Genomic DNA, 13,623 nt, shown 5'->3' on the forward strand with positions numbered 1-13,623 from the left:
AACCTGCCTTATTAATTGATATTAATTTAAAGATTACACACATTTTGACATGAGTCTTGACGAACAAACAAAAACAATTGAAGTTTACGGAGCCAGGGAACACAATTTAAAAGACGTCCATTTAGAAATCCCCAGGGATAAACTCGTTGTATTTACGGGTCTGAGCGGAAGCGGGAAATCTTCACTGGCATTTGACACGATCTTTGCTGAAGGACAACGCCGATATATCGAAACGTTTTCATCTTATGCCCGCCAGTTTTTGGGCGGTATGGAACGCCCCGATGTGGATAAGATCAATGGCCTGAGCCCGGTTATTTCGATCGAACAAAAAACGGTTTCGAGAAGTCCGCGCTCTACAGTGGGCACCATTACGGAAATCTACGATTTCATGCGTTTGCTTTACGCACGTATCGGAACGGCCTATTCCTACGAAACGGGAGAGCAAATGGTTAAGTATTCGGATGACCAGATTACCGATTTGATCATTGAACAATTTGAAGGCAAAAAAGTACTCATCCTTGCTCCCAAAATCAAAGGAAGAAAAGGGCATTACCGCGAATTGTTCGAACAGATCGGGAAAATGGGATATTCCAAAGCACGCATTGACGGCGAGATCGTGGAAATCACCAAGGGAATGCGTTTGGACCGTTACAAAATCCACGACATTGAAATTGTGGTGGACCGGATACAGGTGAAGGCGGAAGACCGCAAACGTTTGTACGACTCCATCACAATGGCTATGAAGCACGGAGGAAAAAGCATGATGATCCAGGATTTCGAAACGAACCAGGTCCGTCATTTCTCCCGTTTGCTCATGTGTCCCACAACCGGAATTTCTTACCCGGAACCGGAACCGAATTTATTTTCCTTCAATTCACCCTATGGAGCTTGCCCGACCTGCGTCGGTTTGGGTGAAATTTCAGAGATTGACCGCGACAAAGTCATTCCGGATCCTAAATTAAGTATCAAAAAAGGTGGTTTGGCCCCGATCGGTGAATACAAAAGAAACTGGTTCTTTGAACGTATCGAAGCTTTCCTGCAACAGGAAGGATATACCATCAATACGCCTATTGCAGATCTTCCCGACGATTTAATCCACGTCATCCTGAACGGAAATGAAGGCCTGGAACAAAGCGGCAAGGAAGCAACCATTCAATTCGAAGGACTTGGGAATTTCATGGCGCGGCATGCCGAAGAAAGCACAGCCGGAATTCAACGCTGGGCGCAAAGTTTCATGAACAAGATTACTTGTCCGGAATGTCACGGTGCACGCCTGAAAAAAGAAGCGCTTCATTTCAAGGTTAATGGAAAAACGTTGGGTGAGGTTGCTACACTGGACATCCAGGAACTGGCTGTTTGGCTGGAGAACATTGAAAGTTCCCTGACCAACGAACAGCAGGTGATCGGAACAGAAATCCTAAAAGAAATCCGTGCACGTGTGCGCTTCATCCTGGAAGTCGGGTTGGAATATTTGACCCTTCACCGTTCTGCCAGAAGTTTATCGGGCGGTGAAGCACAACGCATCCGTTTGGCAACCCAAATCGGGTCCGAACTGATGAATGTATTGTACATCCTGGACGAACCGAGTATCGGGTTGCACCAGCGCGACAATACCCGTTTGATCAATTCCCTGAAGCGCCTGAGAGATACCGGGAATTCCGTGATTGTGGTAGAACACGACCGCGAAATGATGGAGGCTGCGGATTTTGTGGTTGATATCGGTCCGGGAGCAGGAGTACACGGCGGAGAAATTGTCAATGCAGCTCCGTTCAACGAATTGGTTTCTACAGATTCCATCACCACCAAATACCTGAACGGCGAACTGGAAATTGAAATTCCGAAAAAACGCCGGAAAGGAAACGGGAAAAAACTGGTACTGAAAGGTGCAACAGGAAATAACTTAAAAAACGTCGATTTAACGATTCCTTTGGGAACATTGACCTGCGTTACCGGTGTTTCGGGAAGCGGGAAATCTACGTTGATCAATCATACGCTTTACCCTATTCTGAACGCTCATATTTACAACGGCGTGAAAAAACCCATGCCTTACAAGAAAATTGAAGGACTGGAATTCCTGGATAAAGTAATTGAGATCGATCAAAGCCCGATCGGGAGAACTCCACGCAGTAACCCGGCAACTTACACGAATGTGTTTACAGAGATCCGTTCGCTGTTTGCTGCCCTGCCGGAAGCACAGATCCGTGGGTACAAGGCGGGAAGATTCTCTTTCAACGTAGCCGGAGGACGCTGTGACACCTGTGGTGGTGGCGGTTTAAAAGTCATCGAAATGAATTTCCTTCCGGATGTGTATGTAGAATGTGAAACCTGCAACGGAAAACGCTACAACCGCGAAACGCTGGAAGTTCGTTACAAAGGAAAATCGATCAATGATGTACTGGAAATGACCATTGAAGATGCGGTCGTTTTCTTTGAAAATGTTCCGAAAATCCATCGTGTACTGGAAACATTGAATTCGGTTGGTTTGGGTTACATCAAATTGGGGCAGCCTTCTACCACTGTAAGCGGTGGTGAAGCTCAACGCATCAAGCTGGCAGGTGAACTTACCAAACGCGGAACCGGGAACACGATTTATATCCTGGACGAACCAAGCACCGGCTTGCATTTCGAAGATATCCGCATGCTGATCGAAGTCCTTCAGCGTTTGGTTGATGATGGAAATACCGTTCTGGTCATCGAGCACAACCTGGACATCGTGAAGGTAGCAGATCACATTATTGACGTTGGCCCGGAAGGAGGAAGAGGCGGTGGAAACATTGTCTGCACCGGAACACCGGAAGAGATCATTAAAAAATATACCGACGTTTCTCACACGGCGAAATACCTGAAAATGGAAATGGAGCACATGGAGAAATTGAAGAAACAAGCAAAAAAGAAATAACAGGTCAAAATGAAGGGACGCAAGCATTGCGTCCCTTCATTTTTTGATTAATCGCGCGCCTATTGGTATTGGTTATTAACCCTGAACAGTAGCCAGTAAATCGTGTGGATATCCCATTGATATCTCACTCAGATTATCCAGCTGTTCAAGTTGTTCCGGACTTAATTGAAGCGATAGCCCTTTTATGCTTTCAGTTACATGATCTACCGACCGCGCTCCGATGATCGGGAAAACATTTTTTGAAAGAACCCAGGCAAAAGCTACCTGGCCAGGTGTGGCTTCCAGTTCTTCCGCAAGAATAAAAAGCCGGTCCACAATTTTTCGGGTAAACTCATTTTCCTGATAATCCGCCGTTAGATTGATACGCCCGGTTTCCCCTTTTCGGTATTTGCCTGTAAGGATTCCTCCGGCTAAAGGCGAATACGCCATAGTTCCCAAGCCGAACTGATTTCCCATTGGAATCAATTCCCGCTCCGCTGTTCGCTGCAATAAATTATATTCCAGCTGATTGGCTGCCAGCCTGGTTGTGTTTCCAATGACAGCAGTTTTCCATGCCGGAAAATTTGCTACACCGGTGTAAAGGATTTTTCCTGAACTTACCAAGTCCTCCAAACATCTCACAATTTCATCCAAAGGTGTGATTCCATCATCAAAATGCGGCATATAAATGTCAATGTAATCCGTATTCAACCGTTTTAAACTGGCTTCTACTCCTTGCCGCATTGCCTTGCGGTGATTTCCGAAATTGCTGAGGGAAGGATTTGCTTCGGCACTTTGCGTATACTTCGTTGACAAAATAAAATTGCTGCGCTGATTCCCGATAAATTGCCCGATTAATTCCTCCGATTCGCCAAGCTGATACCTGTCTGCCGTATCAATAAAATTTCCTCCTGCTTCCACGTATGCATGGAAGATCTTCCGGGCTTCTTCCCGGTCTGCCCCATATCCTTTTCGTGTACCAAAAGTTGCTGCTCCCAAGATTGCTTCACTCGCTTTTAAACCTGTGTTTGTTCCAAATAACTTATAATTCATTTTGTACATTTTAGGTCACAAAATTCCTGATTCATCCTGCAGCAAACAAGTACGGATAAATTTATCTATGCCGGATAGTGTGCTCTAATCTTCTATATTTGACACTAAAATTCTTCCTGATGTACAAAAAAAAGATACCTGTTTCATTGGATTGTGGTCTGAATCTTTTCACTGCGGTGACTAACGGAAAATGGAAAATCAGTTTGATCTGGTGCATCTATAACGACATAAAAAGGCCTGGAGAGATCCAACGGAAAATTCCAAAAGCATCCCGAAGAGTTTTGGACACGCAATTACAGCAATTAACGGATCATGGAATTATTGTCAAAAACAGTTACGATCAGCTGCCGCCAAAGGTGGAATATGAATTAACTCCTTTGGGAAGAACATTGATTCCATTGATTACGCACCTTGCACAGTGGGGAGAAGATCACCGTCAAACGCTGGAAGATTTGATTGAGGCGGCTGAGAAAAAGCAGGACGCCCCGGCTTAACCGGCACGCCCTTGTCTGTTATTGGTTTATGATATTAAATCTTTACCACCAGGAATTCTGTTCGTCTATTCACAGCATGCTGTGCTTCCGTATACTTCGGTTGTTTTTTCGGCCCTTCGCAGGTACAACCATTCAATATTTTCGATTCACCATATCCTTTACCGGAAATTCTCCAAGGATCTTTGATGCGTGATTTGATGTATTCCGCTGAAGCATCCGCGCGTTTTTGGGAAAGTTCCAGGTTTTTCGCAGCTGTTCCCCTGCAATCGGTATGCGATCCCAGTTCCACCACCATGGTCGGGAATTCATTCATGATCGCAACGATCTTATCCAATTCTATCGCCGCATCCGGACGGATATTGAATTTCGCCAAATCAAAATAGATCGGTTTCAGATCGATGGCCTTTGCCAGGTCGGTTCCCACTTCCATTTTCTCGATAGACAAATTCAGGTCTTTGGATACGTCATACACTCCCGGCGTAGTCAACTCTTTGTTGTAAGTCGTTCCTTTCGGCAGGTATCCTTTTTTCTCCAGGCGAATATTGTAGGAAACACGGTCATTCAGCTTTTTATCGTAGATCGGTCGTTTGATTTGCCCCTCTTTATTGGTATAAAAAACGCCTTCTTCTTTCCCGGTCATGTTGTTGATCAGGGTCACTTTCACGCTGTCCAGAACCGTGCTCGATTTTTTGTCAAGAACTTTCACTAAAAGCATGAATCCCGGATCTTTTTCCAGCACCAGATCCGTAGGAAGATTCTCCGGGGAATCATCGGTCACTATGACACTTTCACTCGATTCAAAATAGTCCTTTTTCGTACCCTCCAGGTTGAAAGCTCCCGTTTCCGAAGTTTCGTAAGTGGCTTCTGCATCTGCATCCGTTGTCAAGGTTGCCAGTTCTTTTCCGGAAATGTCTTTCACCCTGATAAGCACACCCGGCAGCCTGTTCCCTTTTTCATCTTTAGCCACAACTCGAATATTGCGTGCAAATGCAAACGGTTTTTCCATCGTAAAGGTATACAGGTCATCATTTCCTTTTCCTCCTGCCCGGTTTGATGAGAGCATTCCCGTAAGTCCGTCTTTGTTCATCCAAACAGAAAAATCGTCTCCGGAAGAATTGAATGGTGCTCCCACATTGCGAAGCTGTCTGAAATCGTCGTCCTTATATTGACCGATGAACACATCCAATCCGCCGTAGCCCGGGTAACCTTCAGAGGAGAAAAAGAACACTCCGGATTCATGGAAGAAAGGAAACATCTCGTCACTGCTCGTATTGATGGAGGCCATATTTTCCGGCACCGACCAATTCCCGTCCTGCCAGCGTGAGCGATAAATGTCCACACCGCCTTTTCCACCGGGCATATCCGATGCAAAGAACAAGGTTTTTCCATCCGGGGAAAGGGTTGCATGTCCCACGCTGTAATCGTTGCTGTTAAATATAACCGGTTCAGGTTCGGACCAGGTTTCTCCTACCAGGTTGGAAACAAACAAAGAGAAATGCCGCGTCCCGTCTTTCCCTTTTTCATCGTAATTATTCCGGGTGATATATGCTTGTTTCCCATCGGGGGAAAATGCCACCGGCCCCTCATGATACTTCTTGTTGACTTTTTTACTCGGAATAGGCTGAATATTCGTCACGTTATTATCCGACGGATTGATATCCGCAACATACAAATCCAGGAACGACAGGCGATTTCCCAACCATTTGCGGTTCACCACGTCACTTTTCCGGCGGGAAGACGTGAAAAGTAATTTCCCGTTGTAAATTACCGGGCCGAAATCGGCCTGTTCGGTATTGAAGGCGGCATTTTGTACTTTAATGGTCGCTGCCTGGGCGGAATATTTTGACAATGATTCGTTCAATAGCTGGAAACGGTCCATTTCACTGTCTTTCGGATTCAATTGGGAATAAATCTTCAATTGCGCTTCTGCGTCCGCATATTTCTGGTTCTTCATCAGGATACGTGCGTATTCCAAATGATCATTCGGAATGCGGTCTGCGCGCGAACAAATTGTTGCATAACAAGCTTCTGCATTCGGGTAGTTCCCGATCATATCATAGCCTTCTGCCAATTTCCGGAGTACGCTGGCGTCTTTATCCTTGACTTTTTCAAGGGAATTCACCGAGGCAAAATAATCGTATTGATTCAATTGATCCGTACCGATAATTTCATGTTTTTCCTGTGCTGAAGCCCAACTTACGATCAGGCATGAAACAGCAAATAGTAATGTTCTTTTCATAGTTTAGAAGTATCTCGGTGACTTAATTTTTCCATCGTTATTAAAGAGTAAATCATAACGCAGCATGATCTCGTGGCTTCCCCCGTTAAATTTCCCGGTGCGCACTCCTGTGGACCAATCGAAGGAATAGCCGAAAAGCAGTTGTTTGGAAATGTGCACGCCAACCAGGGCACCTACACCATCACCGGTGCGGTACATGATGCCAAGGTCAATGAGATCCCGCAGCATGAATGTTCCAGTAACATCGATCTGGAATGGTGCATTTTGTACCAATTTCCCCAACAGGGTCGGTTTGAATTTCACGGAAGGAGAAATCGCGAACACCGCACCTGCAATGAAGTAATAGTGTCTTCTTTCTTTTGAAATATCCACCGCATTGCTATTACCCGTTGCAAACAAATTGTTCTCCAGGATGGAAGGAACAGATGCTCCAACATAGAAGTTCGGTAGCTGGAAGTAAATTCCTGCTCCCAGTGCAGGAAGCATTTTTCCCCTTCTGTTTTCCAAAAACGCGGCATCTGTCGGATCTGCCAGGGTCAGGTTGTTTACTTCTGCGGAAAAACTGTTGAACCCTCCGTTAATACCGAAACACAAGCGCGCTTTTTCTGAAAGCTTCAACCGGTAAGCGAAATCTACGTTCACGCCGGTGTTATTGGTCGGCCCGATCTTATCGTTCATTACACTCAGTCCCAAACCGATATTCTTTTTGGCAACCGGTGTATGTACGGTAAACGTCTGGGTAGTCGGTGCGCCTTTAAATCCAACCCATTGAAACCTTCCCAATGCTGTGAATGTCAACGCATCCCTGCTCCCTGCATAAGCGGGATTTATGACCAGCGTATTGTACATGTAATGCGTGTACGCCGCCTGTTGTTGCGCATGGAGTTGATTTATCCCTAAAACAATCCATACTAATAATGCATATTTATTTTTCATTTCTTCTCTTTTTAGATCCTGATCCCACACATGCGGGATCAGGGTTTTTAATCTGCATCAATACTTACCTTGTTATATAGATATAACCTTTCACTATTTTATCTTGTCCGATCCCCAGATCAAGGATGTAGAAGTAAGTTCCTTCAGGCAGCACGTCTTTTCCGACTGCCATTTTACCCTGATCGGTTCCGTCCCAGTCGTTCTTGTAAGGACTTGCCTTATAAACTTCCACTCCCCAGCGATTGAAGACCTTGAACACATGATCCGGATAGTCTTCCAGATGTGGGATGATCAGTGTTTCATTGGAACCATCTCCGTTCGGAGAGAATCCTTCCGGAACATCTACGCTTTCCACTCCACTGCCTCCGTTGCCTTCGCAGGCAGCTGAGTTCGGAAGCGGATCACACGGATCAAGCGGGTCGGACGTTCCGGTCGGTACGTAAGGCGTGGAAGGATCATCTGTTCCGTACACTTCTTCCCCGTCATTTACCCCATCACCGTCCGTATCCGGATCGTTCGGGTTGGTACCGTTTGTAGCTTCATCATCATCTGATACTCCGTCACCATCACCGTCACAAGCAAGGCTCGTTGGCAGCGGATCGCACGGATCAAGCGGATCGGAAGTTCCGATCGGTACATAAGGTGTGGAAGGATCGTCTGTTCCATACACTTCTTCGCCGTCATTTACCCCATCACCATCCGTATCCGGATTGTTCGGGTTAGTACCATTCGTAGCTTCATCGCCATCGGATACTCCATCGCCGTCACCGTCACAGGCAGGGCTTGTTGATAGCGGATCACACGGATCAAGCGGGTTGGAAGTTCCCGTAGGAACATAAGGCGTAGAAGGATCGTCTACTCCAAGAACTTCTTCTCCGTCCAGTACTCCGTCACCATCCGTATCCGGGTTGTTCGGATTGGTTCCTGCAGTTGCTTCTTCACCGTTCGTTAACCCGTCACCATCTACATCACAGGAAACGCTCATCGCATTCGGGTCACACGGATCAAGCGGATCTGTTCCGTTAGTAACTTCGTAACCATCATTGAATCCGTCGCCGTCTGTATCCGGATTATTCGGATTTGTTCCGTTCGTAGCTTCGTCGCCGTTATTCAATCCGTCGCCGTCCGTATCGCAAGCCGGACTTGTACTGATCGGATCACATGCGTCCAGCGGATCTGAAGTTCCGGTAGGAACATAAGGCGTGGAAGGATCATCCGTTCCATTGACCTCTTCCCCGTCCAATACTCCGTCACCATCCGTATCCGGGATAGAAGGATCTGTTCCATTGGATGCTTCTTCAGAATTCGTCAGGCCGTCTCCATCCTGGTCACAAACCGGGTTCATCGGGTTCGGATCGCATGGATTCAACGGATCGGAACTGATTGTTACCTCGTTTCCATCGTTGTAACCGTCGCCGTCCGTATCCGGGTTATTCGGATCAGTTCCAAACGTGTTTACCTCATCGAAATCAGTCAAACCGTCACCGTCGGAATCCAGGTTACAATCTACCATTGTTACGCTAAACGGTGAAGAAGGCTGTGAAGAGCAACTTCCGTTGGAAACGGTTACTGTAAATGTTCCGGTATTGCTTACCCAGATAGATTGGGTTGTTGCTGAATTCGACCACAAGTAGCTTGTTGCCGCAGAAGATATCAATTCAACAGAATCACCTGCACAGAAATTCGTAGGGCCGCCTGCTGTTATGGTTGGAGTTGCCGGAACTGGGTTTACCGTTACCGTTGTAGGTGAACTGGTTGCCGAACAACCGCTGGTTGTAATGGTTACCGTATAGGAACCGGAACTAGTCACACTGATTGCCTGTGTGGTTTCTCCTGTTGACCATAAATAAGAACCTCCGGTCGATGAAGTCAATGTCACCGAACCACCCAAACAGAATGTAGTTGGTCCCCCGGGTGTAATGGTTGGAGGTGACGGGATCGTGCTCACTGTTACAGTTGTCGGTGCACTGGTTGCACTACATCCGTTGGTTGTGACCGTTACTGTATACGAACCTGAAGCGGAAACTGTAATGGATTGTGTAGTTTCTCCTGTCGACCATAAATAACTATCTCCTGCTGAAGCTGTTAATGTTACCGACCCTCCGGCACAGAAAGAAGTTGGGCCTCCCGGTGTAATGGTTGCACTAGGTATCGGATTCACCGTGATTGAAACCGGTGCGCTCGTAGCCATACAACTTCCCGAACCGACGCTTACCGTATAGGAACCGCTGGTTGAAACAGTAATTGAATTGGTTGTTTCACCGGTCGACCAGGTATTCCCTGATGATGCAGAAGACGTTAAAGTTACGGAACCTCCTGCGCAGAAGGTAGTTGGCCCACCCGGTGTAATAGTCGGTGTAGCCGGCGGAGGTGTTACTGTCACTGTAATTCCTGCACTTGTAGAGCTACACGTTCCATTGGATACCGTTACGGTATATGTTCCCGAAGTGGAAACGGTAATCGAATTCGTCGTTTCTGTTGTTGACCAGGTATTCCCGGAAGGAGCTGAAGATGTCAACGTAACCGATCCTCCGGTACAGAACGTAGTTGGTCCACCGGCCAAAATTGTTGGCATACCCGGTGAAGGATTCACGGTAACTGTTACAGGAACTGATGCTGCCACACAACCGGAACCATTTCCAACGGTCACCGAATAAGATCCACTGGTTGAAACGGTAATTGATTGAGTTGTTTCACCGGTCGACCACAAATAAGTGCTGGCAGCAGAGGATGTCAGTGTCACCGAACCGCCCGAACAGAATGTTGTAGGCCCACCCGGAGTAATCGTCGGAGTTGCCGGTGCACTTGGCCCGGTAAGTGTTTGTACCAATGTATTTGATGTACAGCCGGAAGCGACTGTTAAAGTAATGTTGTAAGCTCCGGAACCTAAATTCGGGATCGTAGCCGGAAGCGTAACTCCGGTCTGAGTTCCCGAAGCAGTACCTGTCCAGGATAAATTTCCGGTTGCAGAGCCCGTTACCTGGATACTTCCGTTGGTTGAGGAACAGGTTGTAGGATTGGAAACCGTTCCCACCGCAATGACAGGACTCGGATTAATTACAACCGACGTTGAATTCGCCGATGAAGAACATCCGTTCACTATCGTAGTTACGGAATAAGATCCCGCATTCGCAGCCTGAGCATTCGGAATAACCGGGTTTTGGTCCGTACTGGAGAATGCATTTGGCCCCGTCCACGAGTAAGTTGCACCGGAAACGGTCGTTGCTGCTAAGTTGATCGTCGCATTCTGACAAACCGGTGAGTTGCTCGATGCTGTTGCTGCAGCCGGTGTCGGATTCACAATGACGTTTGTTGTTCCTGCCACTGTAGACGTACATCCGCCAACAGTGATGTGCAGGGAATAAGTTCCTGCATTGCTTAATGCGGCAGAGGCAATGGTTGGATTTTGTAAAGCAGAACTAAAGCTTCCCGGTCCTGACCATTGGTAGGTTGCTCCCGAAACCGCCGGTGCCGTTAAGTTGATCGGAGATCCCTGACACACCGGAGAGTTGCTTGAAACAGCCGGAGCAATCGGTGCCGGGTTCACTACAACGTTGGTGGTTCCGGCTGCAGAACTACATCCGGCTGCAGAAACCGTTACACTGTAAGTTCCTGCTTCTGCTACCGTAACATTGGGAATGGAAGGGTTTTGCAAAGAACTTGTGAAACTGTTAGGCCCTGTCCAGGAATAAGTGGCACCTGAAACTGTTGGAGTTGTTAAATTCAGCGTAGCTCCTTCACACAATGGCCCATTACTCATTGCAGCGGGTGTAGCGATCGGAGCGCTTTGATTGATGGAAACCTGGTCCGAAGAAGAGTGGCAGCCATCTGTGTAGATCGTCCAGGTATACGTATTTGTTCCGGTATTCAATGCTGAAACTGTTGCTGTGGCAGCATTGTTATTCGAAAAAGTTCCCGCTCCGGAAACAACTGTCCAGTAACCCTGGCCTACCACCGGAACATTCGCCGCCATGATGTATGTTGCAGCACAACCACTCTGATCGTTTCCTGCATTCGCGGTGGTCGGAGTAGCATTTTGTCTCCAGTCAGGAATACCATTTCCATCCGTATCCTGTCTCGGGGCAAGCGTTCCGCCGTTATTCGGATCATACGCATTGTCCAATCCGTCATTATCCGTATCGATATTCAGTAAGTTGAAATCGGCCACACAGTTGTGATTGGCATCGTTTCCTTCCAGCTGATCGGAAAATCCGTCGTTATCCGAATCCAGGTCAATGTAATCCGGATTATCTGCGCCATCGGTATTTACTGCAGTAATCGTTGTTCCTCCCGTACTTGCATCGTAGGCATTGTCCAATCCGTCACCATCGGAATCTGATCCTGCCGGAGGAATAAACCCGGTTGAACTTTGATATTCGTACAAGTCCATGATTCCGTCGTTATCCGAATCCTGGTCTTTCCAATCTACCTTTCCGTCTCCGTCAAAGTCCTGGGAAGAAGCAGTCGGTGAACAGAACTTGATTTCACCGATTCCATAACCCTGATTCCCCAAACCTGCGTCGACATTCTCGTAAACAAATCGCACGGAATCGACCAAAACCGGAATAGTTACCGTAATTGTTCCGTTCAGTTCGGTATTGTCCATGGCTACCAAGCCCTGGAAGCGGTTAGATCCGATAAAGGAATTGAAGTTCCCGGTACCGATCGTATAATTTGCAGCTGTGAGTTGGTATAATTGACCGAATGAATAGGCATTCACCGTAATCCGGTCCTGGAATTGACCGGCCGCGATATCCACATCCTGCAATTTGAAGGATAAATTATTGACCGGCTGACTGAAACGCAACACCTGGATGGATTGATCCGCAGCTGCAACAACATCCTGTTCGGTGTAAATTTCCAAACCGGAAACGGCCGAAAAATTTTCAGAAATATTGAAGTTAGAAATTCCCGCACCGGTTGTATTCCGTGTAAGTATATTTGCCGTAACTCCTGAAACCGTCGGATAATAAAGTGTAGGATCGGTTTGCGCGGTCAATGGCAAAGTTACCGTTGCTGTACAAGGCTGTAATTCCGCATTGTTTGCTACTCCGTCACCATCCCAGTCAATATCGGCAACATCCGGAATCCCGTCGTTATCCGAATCAGTAGTCGGAACGTAGTAATAAACCCGCATTCGCACCGCATCGATGTATGAAATAACTGTTGGCAAAAGTAATCCGGCAGCCCGTGATTCAATAGCGATCGCTACTCCGAAACCATTGCTGCTGACTTCCATTCCATTCAGGGTAGTTCCCCATAAATCGGAATTCGTACCATAGGTAAAGGCTGTTTCCGACGTAGGCCAGTTTACCCCGGTATTGGCATGGTTTGTACCTGTGATCTGATTATTCTTCAATAACCGGATGTCTAAATCGCGTGTCCAGTTGGAACCGGAGTTATCAGAACTTGCTTTCCTGATTTCAACCTGTACACCACAGATCTGGGCGTTTATCGGGATATTTAAGTTCAGGTTCCTCAGAACGAGGAAATTGGAGCTCCTGGTTGTTCCACCGATAAGCAGGGCTGCATTCGACATGGTTGCATAACTGTTGTTATCAGTTAGTGCGTTGCCGGGATTGTTCCAGGGATCTGTTCCCCCCGCGGCATTGTTTAAGCTAACTTGAGCATTTACATATCCAGTATTTGAACCCGGACACTGCGCTTTGGAATTTGCAATGAAAAGGGAGCTGAAAAGTAAGGACATAAGAATCCTGGCTCGATTCGAGTAAATAACGGTCATAATTTTAGTTTTTAATCCCTTATTACTCATACCCCACTCCAAACGGCCGTGGTAAGATTCAGAAGGCGTTAGTAGTCGTAATTAAGGTAACTCAACATTATAAAAAAATTTAACACGATCCAAATTTTTAACGTCAAAATTTAAGGATTCGTCGATATCACATTTATTTAAGTCTATTTTGTTAGATATTTAAATACTTGAAATTCAACCAATTAACTATCTATATAGTTGAAAAAAATTTATTCGTCACTTTTTTAACTTTTAAGTGCTCAATTCCTTA

At 46.6% G+C, this 13,623-nt stretch carries 6 protein-coding genes; 2 read left to right on the forward strand and 4 right to left on the reverse strand.

The genetic code is table 11. From position 1 onward, the window contains the following. Nucleotides 1–49 precede the first annotated feature (49 nt). Nucleotides 50–2,899: an excinuclease ABC subunit UvrA gene (gene uvrA / locus ABDW02_RS10545; protein WP_343634517.1), complete on the forward strand. Its 2,850-nt coding sequence runs from the start codon at nt 50–52 to the stop codon at nt 2,897–2,899. Nucleotides 2,900–2,974: 75 nt separating this feature from the next. Here uvrA and ABDW02_RS10550 read toward each other — a convergent pair whose 3' ends face one another. Then, on the reverse strand, nt 2,975–3,931 hold the full coding sequence (locus ABDW02_RS10550; RefSeq protein ID WP_343634518.1) for an aldo/keto reductase: 957 nt from the start codon (nt 3,929–3,931) through the stop codon (nt 2,975–2,977). Between the two features lie 119 nt (nt 3,932–4,050). On the opposite strand from ABDW02_RS10550, the gene ABDW02_RS10555 reads away from it, so the two are divergent. After that, entirely contained in the window at nt 4,051–4,425 is a 375-nt protein-coding gene (locus tag ABDW02_RS10555; RefSeq protein ID WP_343634519.1) for a helix-turn-helix domain-containing protein, read from the forward strand. A gap of 34 nt (nt 4,426–4,459) precedes the next feature. Here the strand turns inward: ABDW02_RS10555 and ABDW02_RS10560 are convergent, their stop codons facing one another. From ABDW02_RS10560 to ABDW02_RS10570, 3 genes are all read right to left on the reverse strand, one after another. Next, the gene (locus ABDW02_RS10560) at nt 4,460–6,664 is read right to left on the reverse strand and encodes an OmpA family protein (RefSeq protein ID WP_343634520.1); all 2,205 of its coding nucleotides are present in this window, start codon (nt 6,662–6,664) and stop codon (nt 4,460–4,462) included. A gap of 3 nt (nt 6,665–6,667) precedes the next feature. Beyond that, nucleotides 6,668–7,600 carry a type IX secretion system membrane protein PorP/SprF gene (locus ABDW02_RS10565; RefSeq protein WP_343634521.1) on the reverse strand — a complete coding sequence of 311 codons (933 nt, stop codon included), beginning with the start codon at nt 7,598–7,600 and terminating at the stop codon, nt 6,668–6,670. Nucleotides 7,601–7,664: 64 nt separating this feature from the next. Next, nucleotides 7,665–13,307, reverse strand: coding sequence for a gliding motility-associated C-terminal domain-containing protein (locus ABDW02_RS10570; RefSeq protein WP_343634522.1), 5,643 nt, complete (start codon nt 13,305–13,307; stop codon nt 7,665–7,667). Nucleotides 13,308–13,623 lie beyond the last annotated feature (316 nt).

Origin of the sequence: Fluviicola sp. (genome assembly GCF_039596395.1) — a bacterium.
In the GTDB taxonomy this organism is placed as follows: domain Bacteria; phylum Bacteroidota; class Bacteroidia; order Flavobacteriales_D; family Crocinitomicaceae; genus Fluviicola.

Bases quoted from the DNA above. Each gene is read 5' to 3' on its own strand.
- uvrA (WP_343634517.1), top strand. From the start codon at position 50: ATGAGTCTTGACGAACAAACAAAAACAATTGAAGTTTACGGAGCCAGG.
- ABDW02_RS10550 (WP_343634518.1), bottom strand. From the start codon at position 3,931: ATGAATTATAAGTTATTTGGAACAAACACAGGTTTAAAAGCGAGTGAA.
- ABDW02_RS10555 (WP_343634519.1), top strand. From the start codon at position 4,051: ATGTACAAAAAAAAGATACCTGTTTCATTGGATTGTGGTCTGAATCTT.
- ABDW02_RS10560 (WP_343634520.1), bottom strand. From the start codon at position 6,664: ATGAAAAGAACATTACTATTTGCTGTTTCATGCCTGATCGTAAGTTGG.
- ABDW02_RS10565 (WP_343634521.1), bottom strand. From the start codon at position 7,600: ATGAAAAATAAATATGCATTATTAGTATGGATTGTTTTAGGGATAAAT.
- ABDW02_RS10570 (WP_343634522.1), bottom strand. From the start codon at position 13,307: ATGTCCTTACTTTTCAGCTCCCTTTTCATTGCAAATTCCAAAGCGCAG.